Raw genomic sequence first — 24,594 nt, 5'->3', positions numbered from 1 at the left:
CCCAATCTGGTAGATTGGGGTTTAAAGCCTTATGAATAGATTGTTAGAGACTTAATTCCAGGGCTATTATCCACTGCAGTAAATTTCACACCTTTTAAACTCTTAATACCAGGACTATTATCCACAGCAGTGAGCTTTAAACTCTTAATTCCAGGATTATTATCAACAGCAGTGAGTTTCAAACTCTTAATTCCGGGATTATTATCAACAGCAATGTAATTCACACTCTTAATTCCAGGATTATTGTCAACTGCTATCTTTTTTATACCTGGACTATTATCCACAGCTGAATCGGCAGAGATTCCAATTATTGAAAAGATACCTATGCCAACTAATAATAATAAACATAATAACTTCTTCATAATATTTCTATCCTCCTATTAGTAAATGTTTTTTCTAGCGTTACTTGCAACGCGGTAATATTCACTAGCTTTCTTATAATGGCTTTGCTCAAAGTATATATCTGCTAGTAACTCAGAATAAGTAGCAACGTATTCCCAAATCCCTTTTTGTTTAAAAAAGGGAATTGCATTTTTTCGTAAATATTGAACAAATTCATCATTTGTTTCTGCGTTATTGACTTTATATTGAACTATTCTAAGGTGATAGTATATTTCATGTTTTTCATCAATATATTTTAAACCTTTTTGAATTAACTCTTTCGCTTGTTCAAATTTTCCTAGTTCATAATGTTCAGTTGCTAGTAAATAGATTGTATTAGCAATATGCTGAGGGTCTTGACTCTTTTTATATTCTAAACTTTTTTCTAATCGATCTATAGCCTTTAAATGGTTTTTCTGGCAAAAGGCAATGTAACCTAAGTTATGGTATATAATTCCACTTAATGTATCATTTTTAAACGTAGTTGAATACTTTAAAGCTTGCTTTAAATGAGATTCTGCTAACTCATAATGCTGGGCACGTCTGTAACTAATGCCTAATAAAATCTGACAATCTGCACTCCTGCTATAGTTATATTCTCTATCAAAGATTGTAAGTGCTTTATAAGAATAAGTTGTAACAGAAGTAATTCTCATTAAGAAATTGTATGTCAAAGCAAGAAGGTAATAAATTACAGCTGCCTCTGAATCTTGTATACTTGAGGTCTGGTTAAATTGCTTTTCAGCTTTATGAAGATATTCAAGGGCTTCATTATATTTTTTATTAAAGTTATAATACATCCCCCAAAACATAAAATAATAGAATTTCAAATCATTGGAAAGATGATCGAATAATTCTTCAATTTCCTCTAACTTTAATTTTGTCTCTTCTAAAAGAGGAGGCTCCAGTACCATGAAATATCTGCATTGAAATAATTCAAACCTTAGGCGAAGACTAGGATCACTTATTCCTTCCATTTTTTCTTGAATAAGTGGAAACATTTCCTCTGCTTCTTCAAACCGACGATCAGTCATCATTAAATTCCACTCATTAAGCATTTCCAGGATTTTGCCTTCGTCCACTTCCTCCGGCGAAATACCTAGACGTTCACAGAGCATGTTAATGACTTCTTCGCTTGATTTGGCGTCCCCTTTCTCGATCTTACTCAAGTAAGAAACAGAGCAAATTCCCTGTGCCAGCTCTTCCTGGGTTAGGCCTTTTGTTTTTCTATAATATCTTATTCGTTGACCGACCATAAAATCCCCCTTTCAGAACTTGGGAAAATTGTCATGCTAGACCCCCAATTAACAAGCATCTTTCCTACCATTTTTCCCAATACAGAATCAACTGTATGTTTGATAAGATAAATATAACAGAAAATACAAAGTTTTTGCTAGAAATTGATAATTTCGATAATTGAGTTTTACATAAATCGAAGTCATGCGGGGAACCGGCGCCAAAATTGAAGGGGGAGAGTACTATGGCCAAAATGTATAAATTATCATCACGAACTGCAGAGAACACGAGCTCGCTGTATGTCTCATGTGATCCTGAACAGGCCGGAAGTGTAGTAAGAAATGAGGAGAGCGAATTTGCCTACTCCGAAGTATTCATGGACAACCAGAAAAATTACTGGTTTTCCAAAAAGGTTGATAACAACTCGAAGGATTACAAGTTGTTTATCTTTGATCATAAGAACGGCTGCTTAAAGTCACAAGTTATCAAGGGACAGCCGAACTTTTATGAATTCGACTCTTGTGTTGCTGTTGCTTGTGAAGGTGATGGTTCGAAAGGCTCAGTGCTCATTTTCTCAAAAAATGAACCCGAGTTGATTAAAGAGTGGAAAGTGAACGGCTATCTTTGGGAAGTTGAGATGAATCAAGATGTTCTCTATATTTCCTCCTACATTGTTGAAGAAGATCAAGCGGTTCTTTATATAATCCGAAACGGAAAGAAAAGGCGTGTGAATCTGGGAAGCAACATGGCACCGACAGATATCCTGTGTTATGAAAATTACGTTTACGTATCAGGTGCTCCCGTATTAAATGGTGACCCAAAGAAAGTCATGGTACTGAATGAAAAAGATAAAGTAGTAACGGAATATAAATTATCAATCTCACCTCGTGCTCTTTATCAGGTTGATAATCATCTGCTTGTATACGAATTGGATCTTTCAACGGGAAAAAGTGAAAGGATCGTTTATATCGACCTTGAAACGGGTGAACAAAAAGAACACGAGATTCCGCATTCGAAAATTGTGGAATGCACGAATGACTCTCTTTCTTTACTCGAACAAAACAGCAAGACGATCTATACTTGGGATCATGGCAACCGAAAAATCGTCAACACTCAAAAGGTAAATGAAATAGCTAAAGTCATATAATTGTTGAAAAGTCCTGTGTGAATGCGCAGGACTTTTTTGGTGCGTTCAAGAAAATTTTCCTGTAAAGGGGGAGATCATGTGATTTGGGAAGGTGCGAGTTGTATTTGTTTACATGAAGGGAAACTTTTAATGGTTCTTCAGGGAACACCAGAAGAAGAGAAACGATGGAGTACTCCTTCTGGAGGCTTAGAACGAGGTGAAACGCTTGAAGAATGTTGTGTACGTGAAGTGTGGGAAGAAACAGGCTATCTTGTGAAAATACAAGAAAAGCTTCATATAAAAGAAGGGATCTCGTTTGGCATACAGTTTAAAGTTCAATACTTCTTGGCTGATATCGTCAGTGGTTCTCCGAAAATTCAAGATCCTGACGGTTTAATCTACGATATTAGGTGGGTATCCTTTGAGGAACTGAAGCTTTTAAACATGTCTTTTCCTGAAGACCGGGAATTGCTGATGAACTATCTTGCACCTTTTGCAGATATTATTTAGGTTTGTTCACGAAAATACAGGGGAATCTATTGAGGAGGAATAGTGGTGGATGTTAAGTTTGCGGAAAAAGCTGAACTTGACCGTTTGTTAGATTGGTGCGATGAAGCTCCGGAATTTCATAATAAATTGCCCCAATACTTGGATCGTGACGATACAGCTGTATTAATGATGGAAAAAGATGAAGAAGTTATTGGCATCGCTTTATTAAAGGTAAAAGCGATCGAAAAAACGGGAACTATCTGGCTTCATTTAAATAAGGAAGGAACAGAGTACCATCCACAAATTATGCAGAAGTCGCTGAATTGGCTCAGACAAAACGGTGCAAAAGAATATACCGTCATTTAACGCTCAAAAAGGATGGGATTATGAATGGAACATACAAGTGTATATGGCTGGACTTGGCACCAGCATGAATGCCATAAAGAGGAAATAAGCGAACTGATAGCGGATAATAAAGGCTGTAAGAAGTGGCTGACTCATATTAAAGAAAATAAACAGAACTATTTAAGGATTGAAAGAGACAAAGACGGAGATCCGATTATACGCGGGTCGCTTACGTACAAACAAAATCCTGAGAATCAGGAAGAGTTTGAAGTTTTCCATTTTTATATCCGGCCAAAATCCTTCATAACAGTCGGTCTTGATCTATCAAAAATCACCGGAGACTTTAGAGAATCTTGTGACCACCTTATTATAGAAGAAAAAACTCCCGTTGAAGGCTTTTTAATTCTTATGGGTGAATTGATCAATCATTTTTTAGATGGGATCGATCAGTTTGAGAGTCAGCTTAAGAAGCTTCAGAGGGATGTCCAGAAGAATAATCATACGACTTTGCTTAACAGCATTTACGATAGCCGTATCGAACTGATTAATTGGAGCGATTTGACGCTGCCCGTTCATGAGACTGCCATGGCGATTAAGGAAGCGTTCCTTGATGACATTACTGAAACAAAAGCTTATAAAAAGATAACAACGCGTATAGAACGTACATTAACTCTGATTTCGCATTACCGTCAGGATATTGATACACTTCTTAACCTGGAAGAGGTTCTATCCTCGCACCGGGGTAATGAAATCATGAAAACGTTAACGGTATTTACGGTTATCATAACGCCAGCCATGGCGCTTGGAGCCATTTGGGGAATGAACTTTAAAAATATGCCGGAACTCGATTGGAAATATGGCTATTTATACGCCATGATTTTAATGGCTGTCTCAACTGTTGGTATATATTTATGGCTGAGAATGAAAGGCTGGACAGGGGACTTGCTTCGAGGAAAGAAAAATAGGAAGCATTTTGACTAAAAAATAGGTTGGAATGTACGATATATAAAAGGAATCAGGCGAATTTTGTCGAAAGGTATCAACTGATAAAATCGCCTGTTTTTTTATGGCGATAATTTCTAAATTTCATTTTGATTTCAACCATAATAGAAGAGAAACGTCTGGCGAAGAGTTATGAAGATTAAATGACTAACGGGAGCGGAATAGTATGAAAAAACTTAGCCTTTTTCTTGTTTTTTCACTTGTGATTCTGGGGCAATCACATTTTGTGCAGGCAGCAGGAGAAAACATACCGGATATTAAAAGCGAAAGCGCTGTAATGATCGATGCGAAAACTGGAGATATTTTATATCAAAAAAATAGTACGGACCAAATGTATCCAGCGAGCATCACTAAGATTGTTACTGGTATTCTGGCTATAGAATCAGGCAAGTTGGAAGAGTCTGTCATTGTGAGCAGTGAAGCGGCTAAAGCTGACGGAACACGTGTTTATCTATTAGAAGGTGAACAAGTACCGCTGAAAAAGCTTGTGCAAGGTCTTTTGATTAACTCTGGAAATGACGCTGCGATCGCGATTGCAGAATATATGGCCGGTGATGTAGCCTCATTTGCAGATCAGATGAATGAATTTGCTAAAAAGGTTGGAGCAGACAATACACATTTTGTTAATCCTAATGGCCTTTTTGATGTAGAGCATTACACAACTGCAGAGGACATGGCGAAGATTACACAATACGCGATGGAAAATGAAGTGTTTCGTGAGATCGTGTCTACAAAAGAGCTCCCTTGGGTTGGTGAAGGATGGGAAACGACATTGCGAAACCATCACCAGCTATTGTGGGATTATCCCGGCACTACAGGTGTAAAGAACGGTTATGTCAACGAATCCAAACATACGCTTGTTACTTCTGTATCACGGGACAATCTCGATGTGATCATTGTAACGTTAAAGGCGCCCTCAAGCCGTGCAGCTTACTGGGACACGATGACGATTGGAGATTATGGTTTTTCGAACTTTGAAAGACAAACCCTATCAGCAGGAACCGAAATACAGGCTGATAACGGAGAGACATATCCTCTAAAAGAGGATCTTACCGTAACAATGCCCATAGGAGAAAAACCGATTCAAGACGTAACAACAGAAGGTAAACTTCAATTAAAGAATGCAGAAGGTGAAGTGTTGCTTTCTCATACTCTATTTAAAGAAAAAGAAACAAAAGCAGCTTCAGCACCTAAAGAGGAACCGGCAGAAGAAGCGGCAGATCCAACATTTATGCAAACAGCTGTAAAGGCGAGTATTTTTCTCTATGGAGGCTTACTTTTATTATTAGCCTTCCTTGTCATTCTAAGAATGCGAAGCCAAAGACAAAAGCATAGAAAAATGAGACATGTAGCGAGAAGCTATGTGAAATAAGCCGCCCGATGGGCGGTTTTTTCTTTTGCGGATCTTTACTCAAATAAAAAATTGTTAGGATTAAAAGAATGATTGGTATATAATTGCATTAAATTACAAAATTCGACAATCGGAGATTTTAAATGATTCGCAATATAAAACTCGGTCAGCTATTCATAATAGGAAGTGCGGTAATTCAGGCGCTGCACCATTATTTTATCCAGCCAATGGAGCTCTTTTACACGTTTATATCACTGTTTTTAATAGGATTCCTGCCTGCTTTACTTATGAATTATTTAAATAAAGATTGGACAAAAGCTGTCTTTGTTTTATGCAGTATCTATGTTGTTTCTGTTTCTTACGCTTACGTGGGCTATCTGATCGTTCAGTCTGCTTATTTCTTTTTGCCGGTGACTGCTCTGCTTTTAAATGACAGACGTCTTTATTACCTGTCAAGTGCAGGGGGATTTCTTTCTTATCTACTTTTATCAAAAGATACTGCGGCTGATTACTTTGCATTTATTTCGATCTATTTGATCTTTTGTTTGCTGCTTTTTATGGTTCAAACGATCGTCTATAAAACAGTGAGGGAAAAGGAATCCATACAGCAGGGCGTTAAAGCATTTTCTCTGGCAGTTGAAGCAAAAGACTTATATACACAAGGCCATTCAAAGAGAGTAGCCCTCTATTCGATGATTTTGGCAAGGCACGGAGCGTTTAAGGATATTGATCTTGAAGAGCTAGAGTTAACGGCATTGATTCATGATATTGGTAAGATCTCTACACCGGACGCAGTCCTTATGAAGAACGGTAAACTAACTGAAGATGAGTATGAGATTATGAAAATGCATCCAGTCGATGGTATGGAACTGGCTAAGTCTTTCGGTTATTCAGAGCGGGTTCTCAAAGCGATTCTTCACCATCATGAAAGGTTTGACGGCTTAGGTTACCCCTATAAGCTAGCGGGTAACGATATTCCTTTTTATTCTCGACTATTAGCAGTGGCAGATTCTTTTGATGCTATGACAAGCAGCCGAGCCTACCGAAAAGCCATGACTCCTTGGGATGCAAAAAAAGAGATCGAAAACCAATCGGGAAAAATGTATGATCCTGCAGTTGTAGAAGTTTTTAATAGAGCGTACTATGACATGCTTTTGATCTGCGAGGAGAATGAAGATATCTATAATAATGTAAGTCTTATCGCTCATAGAGAGGTTTCCTCGGGATTATTCGAAGGAAAATTAGATTTGCCAAAGAATAAATAAGAGTGAAAATACTTTATAAAGTAAGGGGCTAACAAAGATGAATGCGACTACGTCATTGACCGAGACTTTATTGGAAGAATTCTATACTGTCGTTCGTACGACAAGCAATTTATTGAAGAAAGCGGATCAATCAGTGTTTGATTTCCGCCCAGCAGACAATATGAGGACATTCTTAGAACTGGCTAATCATCTGGTTCAGGTCTCACATGTTGATTTAGCCATCCTTCAAGAAAAGTCTGAAAAAGAAATTCGTGAACTGGAAAAGAAATTATCTGCTCAAAATGTAACTGAACTTACACATGTTCTGGAGGAAGGATACCATTTATTAAAGTCCTACTTTTTATCTCTTTCAGAAGAAGAATTTTTGAACAAGGAAACAAAAGCATTTTACGCCGAAAAGGGCATGACACAAGCAAAGTGGCTCGTAGAGATCGTCACGCACGCTTTCCATCATCGAGCACAATTATTTACATATTTAAAGCAAACGAATCATGAAGTGAATATGTTTGATCTGTACTAAAGCACCGGGGAGATATCCCCAGTGCTTTTCCTTTTTAGTGACATATCTGTTTCTTTCCTGTAGTATTGGGAGTCAATTAAAGCAGAAGGTTCCTTTTAAATAAGACTTTAAAAGCTTTTCTTGATTGTTGCTTTTCAAGCCATAGTTTTTCTTTTCTTCAATGCAAGTTAATTAGAGTGCAAGGTGCGAGACTCCTGCAGGACGAGTGGGACAGGTGAGACCACTCAATGTCGCGAAGCGACGAGAGGGCTCACCGCACACCCTGCGGAAAGCGAGCATCCTGGAACGGAAATTAACTACTTATAAAAGCAACAAGAAAATACAACCTTGCTTAAGAAGGAAAAATATTATTCTTTATTGAATCTTTTATGAGATGAATTATTAGCATGATTTAAATACATCCACGAGGTGATAGTTGCATGTATACCGTTTTTTCTACATTTGATGTACCTAATGAAAAAGCAGAAGAAGTAATTAATATTTATAAAAATCGCTCGCGCTCAGTAGACAATGCACCAGGGTTCGTGGACTTTTTATTATTACAAAATGATAAAAGAGCGGGTGAGTTAACCGTTCAGCTCATTTTTTCTACAAAGGAAGATTATTTAAAATGGGTCAGAAGTGAGGAATTCAAAAAAATTCATGATTTGGAGAAGAAGTACCCTGATAAAGAATTAGCTGCTGTAATTCCTACAGTTAAACAATATAAGGTGGTTGCAAAATGACGGAATTTAACATAAATGCTATGGTAGAGAGAGTCACTGAGAAAATTTATGAAAATGACCCGTCGCTTATGGACCGTTATGGTGAAAAAGGAAGAGGTAAATGCATTGAGGATAACCATCACCACTTCAAGCATTTAGAAACAGCTTACGAGCTGGACAATGAGGAGTTTTTTACAGATTATGCTTTATGGCTAGACGGAATCCTGCAGAAGTTTGGGATGACTACTGAACTCCTTATGGACAACTTTTCGATCATTATTGATGTGCTAAAGGAACAAGGAGTGAAAGATAACCCAAGGGTTGCCGTATATATAGATTATTTAAACAAAGCTAACAACATTCTAGGTGAGAAAGCAGCAGCTGCTCACAAATAAAGGGAGGGGCAGCCAATGGCTATATCAGATGTTGAGAAACTTGCACGGTTGTTCTTAGATGGCAATCATGTGGAAGCGATGCGTTTTATCAAAAAGCAGCCAAACCAAAGCCGGATGGTTTTATTCAAAGACCTGTTTACTCCTGCTATGTATCTTATAGGTGAGCTATGGGAAAATAATGAGATTTCAGTAGCTGATGAACATTTGGCTACCGGCGTCTGTGATTTTGTTCTATCTAGATTGTTTCAAGTATCAGAGGAAACTATGGGCGAAAAAAACAAAGCCATGTTCCTTTGTCTGCAAGGTGAACAGCATTATTTAGGCATCAAGATGATTAACAGTCTTTTTGAAGAACGAGACTGGGAAACGAAATATTACGGAGCAAGTCTTCCGTTAGAATTTGCACTTAAGTCAGCTCTACAATGGAAACCTGAAGTGATCGGACTTTCCGTTTCCATCGTCTACAACCTGCCCGTTCTTAAAAATTATGTTCGCACACTAGCCGCTCTGCCTCACAAGCCTGTTATTTTAATAGGCGGGAGACTCGCGAATAAGTATGACTTAGAACCTTATACCAACAAACAAGGAATTATTATTAACAGTCTCGAACAGGCAGAAAAATGGCTGGACGAGTATGTGGAAAAGAGGATCAATGCCTGAACATGAACTGTCCATTACCTGTACCATACGTAAAAATAAATAAAGATGGGCTGATTCAGGGCATGTCTCAACAGGCGAGTGCTCTCTTGGACGGACAGGCAGAAACGATTCATGATTGTTTTGACGAGGAGAGTCATAATAAGCTGACGAAGTACTTGCTGCCTTTTGAAGGTGAAAAGAGCTTTGAAGCAAATGTGAAAGGCAAAGATAACCCTTTTGTTCTCTGTGACGTTCATATTTCGTGGGAAAAAGACTATGCACATGTTGTTTTAATTCCGACAGGCACGCACGTAAGAGGACTTGAAGAAAAGCTTTCTGAACTTAGAATGAGGCTGGCTTCCACGGATTTTGAGCTTTTTGAGAAAAAAGAAGCGTTGGAAGAAGCGATGAAACGACTTGATGAACTTTCAGGTCCTTTTATTCCGATCTCTGAAAAGATGGCTTTTGTTCCTTTGTTCGGAGATATTACGGAATGCAAGATGATGACTGTCACGGGAAATGCTTTGAAAGCAGCATATGAAGGCCAGTTCGAAGACATTTTCTTTGATCTGTCTGCGACCGGTGAAATAGATGAACCAGGAGTTCAAAAGCTGAGCGAACTATTCCGCATGCTGCACTACATGAACGGAAAGCCGGTCAGTATTTTAGGTGTAAAACCCAAGCACGCAAGACAGCTACACAAACTAGATGTGGATTGGCCGGTTTATTATGAAACTTCATTAAAAGAAGTGCTGCTGCAGCACTCATAAAATACAGAAAGCACCTCGCATAATCGGAGGTGCTTTTTTTCTTGGAGATTAATATCTATTTTTCTTCCGGTGCAATGACGCAAGGATAATTGGGGCTAATGCCGCACCGCCGATCAGTCCAAATAAATGACCGAGAACATTGATTCTTTCATTTAAAAAAGTAGAAACTAAACTGATACCCAATACTACCAGAAGAATTTGCGTATTGGCCCTGTCTATATATTGACGGTGATTATACAGCATATAAACATAAATACCGAACAGTCCAAAGATCGAACCAGAAGCTCCAATATGTGCATATGACAACGGAAGCATTAAAAGGGTTGCGATGTTCGCGATCAGACCAGCACCAACATAACCGATGATAAACCTCGCTTTTCCGAGTATCTGTTCAAGAGCAGGACCAAATAAAATAAGTGAAAACGAGTTAAAAATAAGATGTCCCACAGCTTCATGCGTAATAATTGGTGTTAAAAGCCGCCAATACTCTCCTGCAGCAATATAATAATTAGAACCAACCATCAAATGATACAAAGACGTGCGAAAAGGGGTAAAATTAATAAGAAGAAACACAACAATATGAACAGCTGTTAGGAAAGTTACAATCGGGTAGCGCCTAATAAAGGTTTGGAAGCTTTCATCTCTTATGAACATTAGAATAGATCACCCTTTTTTATGCGAGTTTATACATATTTTAAATTCTGCCTTAAGTTTACCATGTGAGCGAGAAGAGAGCGAAAGATATAGCTGTAAAGGAGAAAGTAAATGATTGTTGGAACAGGCATCGATATTATAGAACTGAAAAGAATCAAAAAAGCTGCGCTTCATCAAGAGCGCTTTTCGAACAGAATCTTAACACCTTTTGAGCAAAAAAGATTTGAATCTTTGAACGGAAACAGAAAATATGAATACCTTGCCGGAAGGTTTGCCGCTAAAGAAGCGATGGCAAAAGCTCTCGGAGTTGGGATTGGCGCTGAACTCTCATGGCAGGACATGGAAATTAAAAGTGACGAAAAAGGTAAGCCATTTTTAACATCTCCTTATCCTTATTTATGCCACTTATCGATCTCTCATACGAAGGAATACGTGGTGGCTCAAGTTATTTTGGAAAGCTCGTCAAGCTAGTCTGCATATTGTCCAGGGTTGTCTCATATATTGTAATGCGGTAGAAGGGGCAGTCCTTTGCTTAAAGCGAAGTTAGCACCCCCTTCAATGTCGAAATTACTTTGGGACAAAGGGGATGGCAAAAAATGAAGAAAACACTGTCAATTATTTTGACGGCGTTCATGGCTTTAATGGTCCTGTCTGCATGCGGTGAACAAAGCCAGAGTGATGTTCTGGATTCGTTGGAAGAAAGAATGGAAAAAATGACAGGCTATAAAGCAGAAGCCAAAATGACTTTAAACACAGGAGAAAAGCCATTAACGTATGACTTGGAAATATGGCATAAGAAACCGGACTTTTACCGGGTCAGCTTAAAGAATGCTGAAAAAGATCAAAGTCAGATGATCCTGCGCAATAAGGACGGGGTCTTCGTACTGACGCCAGCTCTTAACAAAAGCTTCCGTTTCCAAAGTGACTGGCCGGAAAACAACAGTCAGGTCTATTTGTTCCAATCACTTATCGCGGATATCTTAAACGACACGGACCGTGGCTTTAAATCAAAAGAGAAAAGCTATGTTTTCCATACAAAAACGAATTACCAGAACAAAAACTTATATCAGCAGGAAATCACATTAAATAAAGATCTAGATCCTACTCAGGTCCGTATTATGGATCAAGATCAAAAAGAGCTTGTGAGACTGGATTTTTCAAAAGTTCAATTTAATGCAAAGTTTGATAAGAACTCTTTCGATATGGAATCAAACATGTCGAGTGCTCAATTTGAAATTCCCACTTTCTCTGGATCAGACGAAGAGTTTGAAGTACTGTATCCTACTTACACTTCTAACTTGAATCTTGTGAATGAGAGAGAGGTAGCACTTGGGGACAATGATTCAAAGGTCGTTCTAAATTATGCGGATGAAGAAGAAAACAAATCATTCACACTCATGCAGCAAAAAAATACAGCAGTAGAAACAGCGTCCAGGTTAACATTAGCAAACGGAGAACCTGTTGATCTAGGCTTTACAGTCGGAGCCATGACAGAACAATCTGTAACATGGAACTATAATGGAGTAGATTATTTCCTCGCCTCAAATAACTTAGACCAAGAAGAGCTCATGGCTATCGCTAGATCTGTGTCTGGGGAAGCAATCAAATAATTCCTACTATAATATAGGGCGGCTAAGACTTTTAGCCGTCTTTTTCTTTGCGTTTTAAGTGTTTTACGGTACGTGTTCTTATAATTATTACACGTTCGCTCAAGATTTTCGAATACCGCTCAAAAAGTCTGAGTTACGCTCAAAACAGTACTAACTTCGCTCAAAAATACTCCGGACCGCTCAACTTTTCCGATCTTCGCTCAAAACAAGGATTGCTCCTGCAACTAACCCCGCATTTTCAAAGAACCAACCTTTATTTACTTACATAATTTTAATTAAACAGTTAAAATAAGAGGCAATCATTCAGTTTTTCTTAGCAGGAGGCTTAATTGTGGACAGAAATCACTTTTATAGAGATACATGGGCAGAAATAAACCTAGATAAAATCAGCAGAAACATAAAATCATTCAAAAACCATCTTCCTGATCAAAAAATTATGGCCGTTGTTAAGGCGGATGGTTATGGCCATGGAGCGTACCAGACTGCTGTTGCGGCGCTTGAATCCGGAGCTGAACTGCTTGCTGTTGCGATACTCGACGAGGCACTGGCATTAAGAAAACAAGGAATTTCAGCACCGATTTTAGTTATGAACCGTATTCGTCCTGAATATGTTAGTCTTGCGGCGGAAAATGAGATAAGCATCACCGTTTTCCAAAAGGGCTGGCTTGATGAAGCATCAGAGTTCCTGAAAGAAACAGATAAAGTATTGAACATTCACTTGAAGCTTGATACAGGTATGGGAAGAGTGGGTATTACAGAAGAAGAGGAGCTTCATGATATTTCACTTTTGATCCAGGATTCTTCTGCGTGTGAAATAGAAGGCGTCTTTACTCACTTTGCTACCGCGGATGAATGGGAATCTGAACTTTTTGATATTCAAAGAAAAAGATTTATTAATCAATTAGACTTGCTGAAAACGTGGGGGATCACACCGAAATACGTTCACAGCGCAAATAGTGCAGCAGCATTGCGTAAGGTTGAAGGGCCTTTTAATCTCGTTCGATTGGGAATCAGTATGTATGGTTTATCCCCATCTTTAGAGATGAAAGAAAAGCTTCCATTTATATTAGAAGAAGCTTTCAGTCTGCATTCTCAGCTGATTCATGTTAAAAAACTGATGCCTGGAGATACTGTAAGTTATGGAGCGACTTATACAGCGAAAGAAGAAGAGTGGGTAGGGACTCTTCCGATCGGTTATGCCGATGGATGGCAGCGAAGATTATCACCAGGTGCTGATGTGTTGATCCGGGGAGAGCGTGCACCTATTATCGGCCGGATCTGTATGGATCAATGCATGGTAAGGCTTCCTTATGAAATGGATATTGGTGAGAAAGCTACCTTAATAGGGAACCAGAGTGATGAAACGATTGAAATGGATGAAATTGCTTCTCTAGCAAAAACCATAAATTATGAGATACCATGTTTAATTTCTTCCCGAGTGCCGAGAGTTTTTGTGAAAAAGGGTCGAATTTCAGAAAATATGAATGTAATTCTAAATTTTTAGCAGAATATTAGAAGGACTATTAAAAATTTTGTAGAATAAATACTTTGAAATCGCTTTGCAAATGGAATATTGAAGTGATAAGATTATATGTGGTTAAAAGGAACTTGATCGTAGTATAGCTTTGCGCTGGAGGTGTATGTTGTGTCCGAATTGAACACAAAAAGAATCGTGATTAGTCTTCCTCAAAAGTTACTGACTGAGGTAGATCGTGTCATTAAAAAAGAGAATTTGGACCGCAGCGAATTTATCCATCAAGCTACTGAAATGTTTCTTCGTGAGCGGAAGAACAAACGTCAGTTTCGTGATGAGATGAAACAGGGTTACATGGAAATGGCTAAGATCAATCTAACGATTGCCTCAGAAGCATTTATGTTAGAGGAGGAAGCCGATCATACCTTGGACCGCTTAGTTAGCGGGGTGTAGTCCTTGATAGTCAAACGCGGAGACGTTTACTTTGCAGATCTTTCACCGGTAGTAGGTTCAGAACAAGGCGGAATTCGCCCTGTACTGATCATACAGAATGATATCGGAAACCGTTTTAGCCCAACAGTAATAGTTGCTGCAATCACAGCCCAAATTCAAAAAGCAAAACTTCCAACACATGTTGAAATAGATTCTAAAAAATACGGCTTTGAACGGGATTCAGTTATTTTGCTTGAACAGATCAGAACGATCGATAAGCAAAGATTAACAGATAAGATTACACAGCTGGATGAAGACATGATGCGCAGGGTAGACGACGCATTGCAGATCAGTACTGGTCTGGTAGATTTTTAAATTTTTATAACACACATTGAGAAACTGTCTGACAGAGGTCTGGCGGTTTTTTATTTTAGCTGGAAAAAAATACAGGTTTGAGCTTGCTGAAATTCGGTTATATATCCAAGGTTAGAAACAGTGTAAACATTGCAGAAAATTATCAGAAATGAAATAATAGAGTCGATACTATATGTAGCGGGGGTGCTATACAAATTGGACAACTTGATTGTACAAATGATTAACGAAAATCAAGAAACCCTTAAAAATAATTGGCTTAAGGAAGTCAATCTTTTTAAAGATAAGGAAATTGCAAGCTACACAACAACACTAAAACTTAGTGAAGAAACAGATCAGCAGTTTTTTGAGCTATTAATTAAGCATATAAATTACCACGATATTTCTAAAGATGGGACACTGGATCAATTCTTTGATCAGGTGCTTCATACAGGATTACCGCTGAAATATTTAACGCAAGGGCTTCAGATTGCACGCCGCGTTATTCTAAACATGCTTGTCGAAGCGGAAATGGATCAGGAGAAACTTGCCGCTCTTTACCGCGAGATCGACAGTTGGCTTGATCCGATTTTAAACAGAGTGGTAGAAAACTCATCTCAAATTTGGGAGAGAACAGTTTCCATTCAAAAAACAGCACTATTGGAACTCTCGGCTCCACTTATTCCGGTATTCAAAAACATTAGTGTAATGCCTTTGATCGGTTCTATTGATACGGAGCGTGCGAAGCTGATTATGGAGAACTTATTGAATGGTGTAATCAAGTACCGCTCAGAAGTTGTTCTTATTGATATTACAGGAGTGCCAGTCGTTGATACGATGGTTGCTCACCATATTATTCAGGCTGCTGATGCTGTCAGATTACTTGGATCTACTTGTATCCTGGTAGGAATCCGGCCAGAAATTGCACAGACCATTGTAAGCTTAGGTATTGATTTAAGCTTATTCCCTACAAAGAGTACGCTTCAAAAAGGTATGGAAAATGCTTTAGAAATTACGAAACAGCAGTTAATAAGCAATGAATAGGGAGTGTTGGAGAAAATGAGAATTCCTATTTTAAAATTGCATGAATATTTATTGATCACCATTCAAGTTGAAATGGATGACCAAACAGCCCTTCAATTTCAGGAGGATCTGTTGAATAAAATTCATGATACCGGTGCTAAGGGAGTAGTGATCGACTTAACTTCCGTTGACATGATCGACTCTTTTATTGCCAAAGTTCTTGGAGATGTAGTCAGAATGTCAAAATTAATGGGAGCGCAAGTTGTATTAACAGGAATACAGCCCGCAGTTGCTATTACACTTATTGACCTTGGAATATCCATGAGGGAAGTTTCGACAGCACTTGATTTAGAACAAGGGCTTGATAAATTGCGTCTGGAACTGGAGGGATGATAATGGACATCCAATCCTGTGTGGAAGTACGCAACGAATGGGACATCGTAAGTGCCCGTCAGCTTGGCAGAAACATGGCCAAGGAGCTTGGCTTCGGAAATGTTGACCAAGCCAGAATTACAACAGCAATTTCTGAACTTGCCCGTAATATTTATTTGTATGCGGGCAGAGGAAAAATCTGTATCGAGCCTATCGATCAACTAGGCAGAAAGGGTCTGCGAATTGTAGCCCTAGACAATGGACCTGGAATCCGCGAAATCCGTAAAGTAATGGAAGATGGGTATACTACTTCCGGAGGTTTAGGAGCAGGATTACCAGGCGTGAAGCGTTTAATGGACGAATTTTCTATTGAATCCACAGTTGATGTGGGAACGGAGATTTCTGCTACTAAATGGCTTCGTTAGGAGGAGAGCTCTTGACTGCAAAAGACGCACTAACTGAACGTTACCAAGATCTATTATCGGTCTATCTAAAAGCTAAAACTGAGACAACACTCTATAAAGGCCAGCAATTCAGCAGAAAATTGCTTGAACAGCAAATCTCCCCTGAGGATCTTGTCAGTCTCCATATTCAGGTTATGGACGAACTGTTTCCTGATATGTCAGAAGAAATGAGGGATTCCTTCGATTTTCTTCTGGAGGCAATGATCGGATACGGGTTTGCTTATCGTGAACATCAAAGTTTACGTGATAAACAGCAGCAGCTGGAATCCGAAATTGAAGTAGCTGCAAGCATGCAGCAGACTTTGCTGTTAAGTGATGTACCTGAATTTGATGAACTGGATATTGGAGTTGTCAGTGTTCCTGCTAAGAAAATGAACGGTGATTATTATAACTTTGTAAAAAGTGGAAGTAGCCTTAGTGTCGCCGTAGCTGATATAATCGGCAAGGGCATACCTGCTGCACTTTGTATGTCTATGATCAAGTACGCGATGGATAGTCTTCCGGAAGAGCAGATGAAGCCTCATCTTCTTTTAGAAAACCTAAACCGCGTTGTTGAACAGAACGTTCATAGCAATATGTTCATCACAATGTTTCATGGTGTCTATGAGCCGGAAAGTCATAAATTCTTCTATGCAGGTGCAGGTCACGAACCTGGATTCATCTATGATGCAAAAGAAGATCGATTCCACGATTTAATTGCTAAAGGTCTTGTATTAGGAGTTTCCAGAACAACCACTTATCATCCTTATGAGAGAGTAATCGAAATTGGAGATATGGTGATCCTCCTATCTGATGGAGTAACGGAATGCCGTACAAGCAAAGGTTTTATTGAAAGAGAAGAAATTGTATCTCTTATCCGAAAGTATATGGATCTGCCTGCTCAGCAAATCGTCCAGAATGTTTTTCAAGAACTGGATCGATTGCAAGGGTTTGAGCTTAGAGATGATTTCACCTTAATTATTTTAAAACGAATGGTTTAGCATACTTTGGTTCAGGGTAAAGGTAATTTATCGGGTTTTAATCAAAGCGTGGGGGGAAAAAAATGAATTTGCAAATTAATCAACACCAAATAAATGAAACACACGAGTTACACCTTACAGGAGAAGTGGATGCATATACAGCTCCAAAGCTAAAAGAAGTAATGCTTCCACTAACAGAAAAAGAAGGCAGCGTTGTTGTTGTCGATCTTTCTGGAATCGATTATATGGATAGTACAGGGCTAGGAATTTTTGTTGGAGCGCTAAAATCTTCAAAAGCTAACAACAGTTCATTAAAGCTTCGCGGTATGACAGATCGTGTTAAACGTATCTTCGAGATTACCGGCTTAACAGAAGTGATGGACATTGAAAGCGGAGTAAAGGGGGAGGCGCTATGAGAACAGCGTCTGACTATATTGAAATGAATGTCCCGGCAAAACCGGATTATGTGGGTGTGGTCAGATTAACGATCTCTGGCCTTGCTAACAGAATGGGTTTTGCGTTTGATGAAATAGAAGATATTAAGATTGCTGTTTCTGAAGCAGTGACGAATGTTGTTAATCACGCTTATGCGGATGAAGATAAAGGTCAAGTCCGTATTGGCTGCAATATCTTTGACGACCGAATTGAAATAACTGTGGTCGATCAAGGTAAGAGCTTTGATGTTGACACTATCTCAAAAAATCTTGGCCCAGTCGATGGAAAATCTGTTGATCAGTTAAATGAGGGAGGTTTAGGCCTCTTCCTAATAGATACACTTATGGACAAGGTAGAAATAAGCAGTGAAGCCGGTGTCGTTGTAATGATGACAAAGTATCTTCACAGAGATGAGGTGGAGGAACATGTCGACAGAATCTCGCCAGCGCCTTCACAGTAAAGAACAAGTCTATGCGTGGATCGACGAGTTGCAGCAAGATCCACAAAATGAGGAAATTCAGACGAATCTTGTTCTGCAATATCAAGATCTTGTCCATTCCTTAGCTAGAAAGTTTTCAAAAGGCAAAAGCATTCATGACGATTTAGTACAAGTCGGTATGATTGGTTTATTAGCTGCGTTTAGAAGATATGATAAAACGTTTGGCAGATCGTTCGAATCCTTTGCGGTTCCGACAATCGTAGGAGAAATTAAACGATTTATCCGTGATAAAACTTGGAGTGTGCATGTACCTCGCCGAATTAAGGAATTAGGGCCGAGAATTAAAAAGGCGGTTGAAGAATTAACGACGAGTTTGCAGAGATCACCTAAGATTGCCGAAATTGCAGATTACCTGGAAGTTTCAGAAGAAGAAGTGCTAGAGACGATGGAAATGGGCAAGAGCTACCAAGCTCTTTCTGTAGACAGCTCTATTGAGGCTGACCAAGAGGGAAGTACAGTAACACTTCTAGATCTTGTTGGTTCAAACGATGAAGGATTCGATCAGATTGACAAAAGACTTCTTTTACAGAAAGCTTTTGCGGTTCTCTCTGAACGGGAACGCGAAATCCTTCAGTGCACGTATTTTGAAAACTTAAGCCAGAAGGAAACAGGAGAAAGATTAGATATTTCTCAAATGCATGTTTCCAGATTACAAAGAAGAGCTTTAGAAAAGTTGAAAGAAGCTTTGCGAGTGACTCCTTCGGAGGCGCTTAGATGATCGAACACTATCAATACAGCAGAGCATCTGTTTCCTCGTATCAAAAGCCAAAAAAGGGAAATGATCTTTGCGGAGATAGTTTTTATGTGAAAGAAACGGACAATTATTTGATTTGCGCTGTTGCGGATGGCTTAGGAAGCGGGAAAATGGCAAAAGAAGCATCGGGAGCAGCAACCGACATCATCGATCAAAATCATGATGAGACAGTGGAGCAGCTTATGCATCTTTGCAACGATGGACTAAGACATACGCGCGGTGCTGTTATCGCAATCGTTAAAGTCGATTATAAAAATCAAACTGCCACTTATTCTGGAGTAGGTAACATCCGTTTTATGGTCTCTGCAGAAAGACAACGTGCTATTCACCCTTTGCCGAAAGTTGGTTTTCTAGTAGGGAAACCAGAACGATTTAAAGTACAGGATTTTAAATTCGAAAGAGAGTTAACATTTATGCTCTATTCCGATGGTATGGATATTCATACGCAAAGCCGTACACTTTTAACAAAAATGATTTCTCCGAAGGAATCTGTTAAGTATATAAGCGGATTACCGCAGGATATCAACGATGACGCTACAGTCCTAGTAGGTCAAGTGAATATGAGTTAGAGAAACATCATCCTTACTGCATTTGAGGATGGTGTTTTTTGTTTGTTTTTGGTGTATTTCTAAAAGGTTCTTTTTAAAAGATTTTTGTTAATCGCTCTTTTCTTCATTTGCAAGTTGATTGAAGCGCAAGGTGCGAGACTCCTACGGGACGAGCGGTCAGGTGGAGACTCCTAATGGCGCAAAGCGGCAGGAGGCTCACCGCACGCCCCGTGGAAAGCGAGCAACCTGGAGCGGAAATCAACCCCTTTCTATCTGGCAATGTAACAAAAACAGTCTAAAGCTTTTTTACGGAGAGATTCACTTCGTTTATAATAGAAGTAATTGATTGAAAAAGGAGTGTTCTTATTGGGACAACCTGTTAATGAACAAGCATTGCGTATGATGGAACAGGAACTTAATGTTAAAGGTAAACAAATTAATCAGGTTATTGAATTATTAGAAGAAGGAAATACGGTGCCTTTCATTGCCCGTTACCGAAAGGAATTAACAGGAGGTCTTGATGAGGTTCAGATTAAAGACATCATGGACCGCTGGACTTATTTGCAAAACCTTGCTTCCCGCAAAGAGGAAGTTATTCGTCTAATCGACGAACAGGGAAAATTAACAGATGAACTTACTGCTGCGATTAAAAAAGCTCAAAAGCTGCAGGATATAGAAGATTTGTATCGTCCTTACAAACAAAAAAGAAGAACAAAAGCAACTGTAGCAAAAGAAAAAGGATTAGAGCCACTTGCATTATGGCTGCTCGAAGAACACAACGATAATCCTTTAGTAGCGGCGAAAGAATACATAAATGAAGAAAAAGAAGTATTGTCAGAAGAAGATGCTCTTCAGGGAGCTAAGGACATCATAGCTGAAATGCTGTCTGATGATGCTGATATGCGAAAATGGATACGTGAAGATACCTTCTCAAAAGGCGAAATCAAAACTGAAGGGAAAAATACAGAAGCTGACGAAAAGAAAGTATTCGAGATGTACTACGAATACCAAGAACCAATCCGAAAAATTGTTCCTCACCGGATTCTTGCTGTGAACCGTGGTGAAAAAGAAGGGATCTTAAAGGTTGGCATCAGTACTCCTTCAGACCTGATCCATTCTAAAATGGAGAGAAAAACGATTAAGCGATCAGGCTCACCAGCTGCACCATTTTTGCGAGAAGCGATAGAAGATGCGTATAAAAGACTAATTGCACCTTCGATCGAACGAGAAATTCGCGCAGCTTTAACAGAGCAAGCAGAAGAACGTGCTATTCACATTTTTTCTGAAAATGTAAGAAGCTTATTGCTTCAAGCGCCATTAAAAGGAAAAGTTGTATTAGGAGTGGACCCAGCGTACCGTACCGGATGCAAGCTTGGTGTCGTTGATGAAACGGGGAAGGTTCTTCACATTCAGACCATTTATCCAACACCTCCAAGATCAGAAGTTGAAAAATCTGCTGCGGTAGTAAAAAAGCTGATTGATAAGTATGATATTGAAATTGCAGCGATCGGAAACGGAACAGCGTCACGTGAAACGGAGCAGTTTATTGCAGAGACATTAAAAGATCTCGATAAATCTGTGGCTTATGTGATTGTGAACGAAGCAGGCGCAAGTGTTTATTCCGCATCCAGTGTTGCCCGTGAAGAGTTTCCAGACCTTCAAGTGGAAGAAAGAAGTGCCGTTTCGATTGCGAGAAGACTTCAAGATCCGTTGGCGGAACTCGTGAAAATAGATCCAAAATCTATTGGAGTCGGACAATATCAGCACGATGTATCGCAAAAACGACTAGGCGAAGAGATCAGTTTTGTGGTTGAAACAGCGGTTAACAAAGTAGGTGTTAACGTAAATACAGCTTCTGCATCATTGCTTCAATATGTTTCAGGCCTGTCCAAAACAGTTGCTCAAAACATTATTTTAAAAAGAAATGATGTTGGGAAGTTTAAGAATAGAACAGAGCTGAAAAAGATTCCTCGCTTAGGTGCAAAAACGTACGAGCAATGTATCGGATTTTTGCGTGTTATGGATGGAGATCAGCCTTTGGACCAAACGGGAATCCATCCTGAGAGTTATCCAGGAACGAAAGCTTTGTTAAAAGAGTTAGGATTTAAACCTGCTGACATCGGTACAGAAGCTTTGGCAGATAAATTAAAATCTCTTTCACTTGAGGAGACTTCAAGGAAATTAGATATTGGTGTACCGACATTAAAAGATATTATCGACGGACTGACAAAACCTGGCCGTGATCCTCGAGATGAATTTTCAGGCCCGGTCCTTAAAACAGATGTTCTTAAGATGGAAGACTTAGCACAAGGTATGGAACTGCAGGGAACAGTCCGCAATGTAGTAGATTTTGGTGCTTTTGTAGATATTGGAGTAAAGCAAGACGGTCTCGTTCATATATCAAAATTAACTGACCGATTTGTTAAGAATCCAATGGATGTGGTAAGTGTAGGACAAGTGGTAACCGTTTGGGTCGATTCAGTAGATGTAGCTAAACAGCGAATCGCCTTAACGATGATTGCTCCTAAAAAAGGATAGGCAAAAGAAAAAGCGCTTCTCCAGTGTGGTCATTCTTCACTGGAGGAGTGCTTTCTGTTATAAAAGAACCAGCATTGATTCAATAAGCGGATTTGGTAACGATCTTTTTGATAATAAGCGCGGCGGAGCTGTCTTTTAAACCATGTTGGCATATAGAGAACCTCCTTGAACTTCCCAATCCGTTGTTTGTGTATTAGTCTATGTTTAGATGCTTGTTAATGTGAACTCGAAATAGTAAGGGGAATTACCATGACAGATGAAGAACTGCAAAAACTAACAGAAGAGATCTCCATGCAATTTTTCAATAAAAAGTTCCGTCATAACGCCAGATTTAACAAAAGATTACGTACAACAGGCGGGCGGTACTTATTAAGGTCTCATGATATCGAAATGAATCCTCATCTTTATGCAGCGTTTGGAATGGATGAGTTGATCGGGGTAATAAAGCATGAGCTCGTTCATTATCACATGCATATTGAAGGGAAGGGTTATAAGCATGCTGATTACGACTTTAAGTATTGGCTGAATAAAGTTGGCGGTTCCCGTTATTGTCAATCTATCCCTGAAAAAAGGAGAACAGAGAGTTATAAATATCACTATATATGCACAGACTGTATGCAGTCTTATAAAAGAAAAAGGAGAATTGATACGAAGAGATATGTATGTGGAAAGTGCAGGGGGAAATTAAAACAGATTTCTTCAAAATAGGGTGTTGACTTCGATAATAGGAATGTGGTAATTTAATTAAGTCGCTGTTAGACAAGCCTTTTACATAGCCTTCTTTAATGGTTGGCTGCAGCAACAAAAGCTTAAAAAAACCTTCTAAAACGGGTTGACATTTTAAGCTGAAACAATTATGATGTTAATTGTCCTTAAAAGACATTCCACAGTAGCTCAGTGGTAGAGCTATCGGCTGTTAACCGATCGGTCGTAGGTTCGAGTCCTACCTGTGGAGCCATACAGAGAAGTACCCAAGTGGCTCAAGGGGCTCCCCTGCTAAGGGAGTAGATCGCTAACGCGGTGCGAGGGTTCGAATCCCTTCTTCTCTGCCATGTGGCCCGTTGGTCAAGCGGTTAAGACACCGCCCTTTCACGGCGGTAACACGGGTTCGAATCCCGTACGGGTCACCATTTTGTTTCTAACAAAATACGAAATACCTAGATGAATGGACTCGTGGTGTAGTGGTTAACATGCCTGCCTGTCACGCAGGAGATCGCCGGTTCGACCCCGGTCGGGTCCGCCATTTTTATTCTAAGGTGTTGGGCTATAGCCAAGCGGTAAGGCAACGGACTTTGACTCCGTCATGCGCTGGTTCGAATCCAGCTAGCCCAGCCATTTTTTGTTTTTAAGATGATTGTTTAAGTATTAAATGCTTAAACTAGCACGAGCCATTAGCTCAGTCGGTAGAGCATCTGACTTTTAATCAGAGGGTCGAAGGTTCGAGTCCTTCATGGCTCACCATTTTTCAAATTAATATGCGGGTGTGGCGGAATTGGCAGACGCGCTAGACTTAGGATCTAGTGTCTTTGACGTGGGGGTTCGAGTCCCTTCACCCGCACCATATTAATTTTTAACTAATAAGTTGCAGTGTTCATGCGCTGGCATCTTGCCGCGCGGTCGTGGCGGAATGGCAGACGCGCTAGCTTGAGGGGCTAGTGGGGGCAACCCCGTGGAGGTTCGAGTCCTCTCGACCGCACCAACTTTTCAAAATAACATATAATGCATTTGAATATGCAATGGATAGGCGCCCTTAGCTCAGCTGGATAGAGTGTTTGACTACGAATCAAAAGGTCGGGAGTTCGAATCTCTCAGGGCGCGCCATATTTTACGGGAAGTGGCTCAGCTTGGTAGAGCACCTGGTTTGGGACCAGGGGGTCGCAGGTTCAAATCCTGTCTTCCCGACCATTCTTTTGCGGGTGTAGTTTAGTGGTAAAACAAGAGCCTTCCAAGCTCTGGTCGTGAGTTCGATTCTCATCACCCGCTCCATTATTTTCACGGGCCTATAGCTCAGCTGGTTAGAGCGCACGCCTGATAAGCGTGAGGTCGATGGTTCGAGTCCATTTAGGCCCACCATATTATCTTTAAAAAAAGATTTTTAAAAAGCGCTTGACTTTATAACTTCGATTCGGTAAGATAATAAAGCTGTCTCGAAAGAAGACAAGCCAAACAAGTTCTTTGAAAACTGAACAAAAGCAAAGGTAAGGAATTAAGAATTAATTCCGTCAGTAACAAATGAGAGCAAGTCAAACACTTTTATG

At 39.6% G+C, this 24,594-nt stretch carries 30 protein-coding genes and 12 tRNA genes; 38 read left to right on the top strand and 4 right to left on the bottom strand.

Annotated elements, in window-relative coordinates:
* Positions 1–29 precede the first annotated feature (29 nt).
* A complete protein-coding gene (locus EV282_RS18770; protein ID WP_130297411.1) occupies positions 30–362 on the bottom strand; it encodes a hypothetical protein in 333 nt (110 codons plus the stop codon).
* An 18-nt stretch (positions 363–380) separates the two neighbouring features.
* Positions 381–1,637 carry a tetratricopeptide repeat protein gene (locus tag EV282_RS18765; RefSeq protein ID WP_130297410.1) on the bottom strand — a complete coding sequence of 419 codons (1,257 nt, stop codon included), beginning with the start codon at positions 1,635–1,637 and terminating at the stop codon, positions 381–383.
* 224 nt (positions 1,638–1,861) lie between these two features.
* On the opposite strand from EV282_RS18765, the gene EV282_RS18760 reads away from it, so the two are divergent.
* From EV282_RS18760 to EV282_RS18710, 11 genes are all read left to right on the top strand, one after another.
* Positions 1,862–2,764: a hypothetical protein gene (locus EV282_RS18760; RefSeq protein WP_130297409.1), complete on the top strand. Its 903-nt coding sequence runs from the start codon at positions 1,862–1,864 to the stop codon at positions 2,762–2,764.
* A 78-nt stretch (positions 2,765–2,842) separates the two neighbouring features.
* Positions 2,843–3,253, top strand: coding sequence for an NUDIX hydrolase (locus EV282_RS18755; protein ID WP_278043790.1), 411 nt, complete (start codon positions 2,843–2,845; stop codon positions 3,251–3,253).
* Positions 3,254–3,298: 45 nt separating this feature from the next.
* Positions 3,299–3,598 carry a hypothetical protein gene (locus EV282_RS18750; protein ID WP_130297407.1) on the top strand — a complete coding sequence of 100 codons (300 nt, stop codon included), beginning with the start codon at positions 3,299–3,301 and terminating at the stop codon, positions 3,596–3,598.
* A gap of 24 nt (positions 3,599–3,622) precedes the next feature.
* Positions 3,623–4,558 (top strand): magnesium transporter CorA family protein, encoded by a 936-nt coding sequence (locus EV282_RS18745; RefSeq protein WP_130297406.1) that lies wholly within the window; start codon positions 3,623–3,625, stop codon positions 4,556–4,558.
* A gap of 187 nt (positions 4,559–4,745) precedes the next feature.
* Positions 4,746–5,951 (top strand): D-alanyl-D-alanine carboxypeptidase family protein, encoded by a 1,206-nt coding sequence (locus tag EV282_RS18740; protein ID WP_130297405.1) that lies wholly within the window; start codon positions 4,746–4,748, stop codon positions 5,949–5,951.
* Between the two features lie 122 nt (positions 5,952–6,073).
* Entirely contained in the window at positions 6,074–7,195 is a 1,122-nt protein-coding gene (locus EV282_RS18735) for an HD-GYP domain-containing protein (protein ID WP_130297404.1), read from the top strand.
* A gap of 37 nt (positions 7,196–7,232) precedes the next feature.
* Positions 7,233–7,715: a DinB family protein gene (locus tag EV282_RS18730; RefSeq protein ID WP_130297403.1), complete on the top strand. Its 483-nt coding sequence runs from the start codon at positions 7,233–7,235 to the stop codon at positions 7,713–7,715.
* Between the two features lie 419 nt (positions 7,716–8,134).
* The gene (locus EV282_RS18725; protein WP_130297402.1) at positions 8,135–8,440 is read left to right on the top strand and encodes an antibiotic biosynthesis monooxygenase family protein; all 306 of its coding nucleotides are present in this window, start codon (positions 8,135–8,137) and stop codon (positions 8,438–8,440) included.
* Positions 8,437–8,814 carry a hypothetical protein gene (locus EV282_RS18720; RefSeq protein ID WP_130297401.1) on the top strand — a complete coding sequence of 126 codons (378 nt, stop codon included), beginning with the start codon at positions 8,437–8,439 and terminating at the stop codon, positions 8,812–8,814. The genes EV282_RS18725 and EV282_RS18720 overlap by 4 nt, the downstream gene beginning before the upstream one ends.
* A gap of 15 nt (positions 8,815–8,829) precedes the next feature.
* Positions 8,830–9,474 (top strand): cobalamin B12-binding domain-containing protein, encoded by a 645-nt coding sequence (locus EV282_RS18715; protein WP_130297400.1) that lies wholly within the window; start codon positions 8,830–8,832, stop codon positions 9,472–9,474.
* Entirely contained in the window at positions 9,435–10,223 is a 789-nt protein-coding gene (locus EV282_RS18710; protein ID WP_165389540.1) for a Stressosome protein rsbRB, read from the top strand. The genes EV282_RS18715 and EV282_RS18710 overlap by 40 nt, the downstream gene beginning before the upstream one ends.
* Positions 10,224–10,271: 48 nt before the next feature.
* Here EV282_RS18710 and EV282_RS18705 read toward each other — a convergent pair whose 3' ends face one another.
* Positions 10,272–10,877, bottom strand: coding sequence for a rhomboid family intramembrane serine protease (locus EV282_RS18705; protein WP_130297398.1), 606 nt, complete (start codon positions 10,875–10,877; stop codon positions 10,272–10,274).
* A gap of 111 nt (positions 10,878–10,988) precedes the next feature.
* Here EV282_RS18705 and acpS point away from each other — a divergent pair, with 111 nt between their 5' ends.
* From acpS to EV282_RS18635, 14 genes are all read left to right on the top strand, one after another.
* Entirely contained in the window at positions 10,989–11,348 is a 360-nt protein-coding gene (gene acpS, locus EV282_RS18700; RefSeq protein WP_130297397.1) for a holo-ACP synthase, read from the top strand.
* A gap of 125 nt (positions 11,349–11,473) precedes the next feature.
* Positions 11,474–12,487, top strand: a complete 1,014-nt coding sequence (locus tag EV282_RS18695) for a LolA family protein (protein ID WP_130297396.1) — start codon at positions 11,474–11,476, stop codon at positions 12,485–12,487.
* Between the two features lie 331 nt (positions 12,488–12,818).
* The gene (alr, locus tag EV282_RS18690; protein WP_130297395.1) at positions 12,819–13,991 is read left to right on the top strand and encodes an alanine racemase; all 1,173 of its coding nucleotides are present in this window, start codon (positions 12,819–12,821) and stop codon (positions 13,989–13,991) included.
* A gap of 141 nt (positions 13,992–14,132) precedes the next feature.
* A complete protein-coding gene (locus tag EV282_RS18685; protein WP_066285713.1) occupies positions 14,133–14,414 on the top strand; it encodes a CopG family ribbon-helix-helix protein in 282 nt (93 codons plus the stop codon).
* 3 nt (positions 14,415–14,417) lie between these two features.
* Positions 14,418–14,768 carry a type II toxin-antitoxin system PemK/MazF family toxin gene (locus EV282_RS18680; protein ID WP_066239453.1) on the top strand — a complete coding sequence of 117 codons (351 nt, stop codon included), beginning with the start codon at positions 14,418–14,420 and terminating at the stop codon, positions 14,766–14,768.
* A 195-nt stretch (positions 14,769–14,963) separates the two neighbouring features.
* Positions 14,964–15,788 (top strand): STAS domain-containing protein, encoded by an 825-nt coding sequence (locus tag EV282_RS18675; protein WP_226537517.1) that lies wholly within the window; start codon positions 14,964–14,966, stop codon positions 15,786–15,788.
* 15 nt (positions 15,789–15,803) lie between these two features.
* A complete protein-coding gene (locus EV282_RS18670) occupies positions 15,804–16,160 on the top strand; it encodes an STAS domain-containing protein (RefSeq protein ID WP_066239455.1) in 357 nt (118 codons plus the stop codon).
* Between the two features lie 2 nt (positions 16,161–16,162).
* Positions 16,163–16,564, top strand: a complete 402-nt coding sequence (locus EV282_RS18665; protein WP_066285716.1) for an anti-sigma regulatory factor — start codon at positions 16,163–16,165, stop codon at positions 16,562–16,564.
* An 11-nt stretch (positions 16,565–16,575) separates the two neighbouring features.
* Positions 16,576–17,583, top strand: coding sequence for a PP2C family protein-serine/threonine phosphatase (locus tag EV282_RS18660; RefSeq protein WP_130297394.1), 1,008 nt, complete (start codon positions 16,576–16,578; stop codon positions 17,581–17,583).
* 62 nt (positions 17,584–17,645) lie between these two features.
* The gene (locus EV282_RS18655) at positions 17,646–17,978 is read left to right on the top strand and encodes an STAS domain-containing protein (RefSeq protein WP_130297393.1); all 333 of its coding nucleotides are present in this window, start codon (positions 17,646–17,648) and stop codon (positions 17,976–17,978) included.
* A complete protein-coding gene (gene rsbW, locus EV282_RS18650; RefSeq protein WP_077365855.1) occupies positions 17,975–18,457 on the top strand; it encodes an anti-sigma B factor RsbW in 483 nt (160 codons plus the stop codon). Before EV282_RS18655 ends, rsbW begins: the two co-directional genes overlap by 4 nt.
* A complete protein-coding gene (sigB, locus tag EV282_RS18645; RefSeq protein WP_066285727.1) occupies positions 18,423–19,214 on the top strand; it encodes an RNA polymerase sigma factor SigB in 792 nt (263 codons plus the stop codon). The genes rsbW and sigB overlap by 35 nt, the downstream gene beginning before the upstream one ends.
* Positions 19,211–19,819, top strand: coding sequence for a SpoIIE family protein phosphatase (locus EV282_RS18640; protein ID WP_130297392.1), 609 nt, complete (start codon positions 19,211–19,213; stop codon positions 19,817–19,819). Before sigB ends, EV282_RS18640 begins: the two co-directional genes overlap by 4 nt.
* 378 nt (positions 19,820–20,197) lie before the next feature.
* Entirely contained in the window at positions 20,198–22,336 is a 2,139-nt protein-coding gene (locus EV282_RS18635; protein WP_130297448.1) for a Tex family protein, read from the top strand.
* A 29-nt stretch (positions 22,337–22,365) separates the two neighbouring features.
* On the opposite strand, the gene cmpA is transcribed toward EV282_RS18635, so the two are convergent.
* Positions 22,366–22,488: a cortex morphogenetic protein CmpA gene (cmpA, locus tag EV282_RS18630; RefSeq protein WP_130297391.1), complete on the bottom strand. Its 123-nt coding sequence runs from the start codon at positions 22,486–22,488 to the stop codon at positions 22,366–22,368.
* A gap of 97 nt (positions 22,489–22,585) precedes the next feature.
* Here cmpA and EV282_RS18625 point away from each other — a divergent pair, with 97 nt between their 5' ends.
* From EV282_RS18625 to EV282_RS18565, 13 genes are all read left to right on the top strand, one after another.
* Complete coding sequence (locus EV282_RS18625) at positions 22,586–23,044, top strand: SprT family protein (protein WP_130297390.1); 459 nt, start codon at positions 22,586–22,588, stop codon at positions 23,042–23,044.
* A 175-nt stretch (positions 23,045–23,219) separates the two neighbouring features.
* Positions 23,220–23,294 (top strand) — tRNA-Asn (locus tag EV282_RS18620).
* Positions 23,295–23,297: 3 nt separating this feature from the next.
* Positions 23,298–23,388: transfer RNA gene (locus EV282_RS18615), tRNA-Ser, on the top strand.
* 3 nt (positions 23,389–23,391) lie between these two features.
* A tRNA-Glu gene (locus tag EV282_RS18610) sits at positions 23,392–23,466 on the top strand.
* A gap of 37 nt (positions 23,467–23,503) precedes the next feature.
* Positions 23,504–23,579 (top strand) — tRNA-Asp (locus tag EV282_RS18605).
* Positions 23,580–23,596: 17 nt separating this feature from the next.
* Positions 23,597–23,671, top strand: a tRNA-Gln gene (locus tag EV282_RS18600).
* A 50-nt stretch (positions 23,672–23,721) separates the two neighbouring features.
* Positions 23,722–23,797, top strand: a tRNA-Lys gene (locus tag EV282_RS18595).
* 16 nt (positions 23,798–23,813) lie between these two features.
* Positions 23,814–23,897: transfer RNA gene (locus EV282_RS18590), tRNA-Leu, on the top strand.
* Positions 23,898–23,949: 52 nt separating this feature from the next.
* Positions 23,950–24,035: transfer RNA gene (locus EV282_RS18585), tRNA-Leu, on the top strand.
* A gap of 45 nt (positions 24,036–24,080) precedes the next feature.
* Positions 24,081–24,157: transfer RNA gene (locus EV282_RS18580), tRNA-Arg, on the top strand.
* Between the two features lie 7 nt (positions 24,158–24,164).
* Positions 24,165–24,241: transfer RNA gene (locus EV282_RS18575), tRNA-Pro, on the top strand.
* Positions 24,242–24,248: 7 nt separating this feature from the next.
* Positions 24,249–24,322 (top strand) — tRNA-Gly (locus EV282_RS18570).
* 10 nt (positions 24,323–24,332) lie between these two features.
* Positions 24,333–24,409, top strand: a tRNA-Ile gene (locus EV282_RS18565).
* The last annotated feature ends 185 nt before the right edge of the window (positions 24,410–24,594 follow it).

The organism is Fictibacillus sp. BK138, from assembly GCF_004216955.1.
In the GTDB taxonomy this organism is placed as follows: Bacteria; Bacillota; Bacilli; order Bacillales; family Fictibacillaceae; genus Fictibacillus.
The sequence above is the reverse complement of the archived record's forward strand: the minus strand, read 5'-3'. Positions and strand labels throughout refer to the sequence as shown.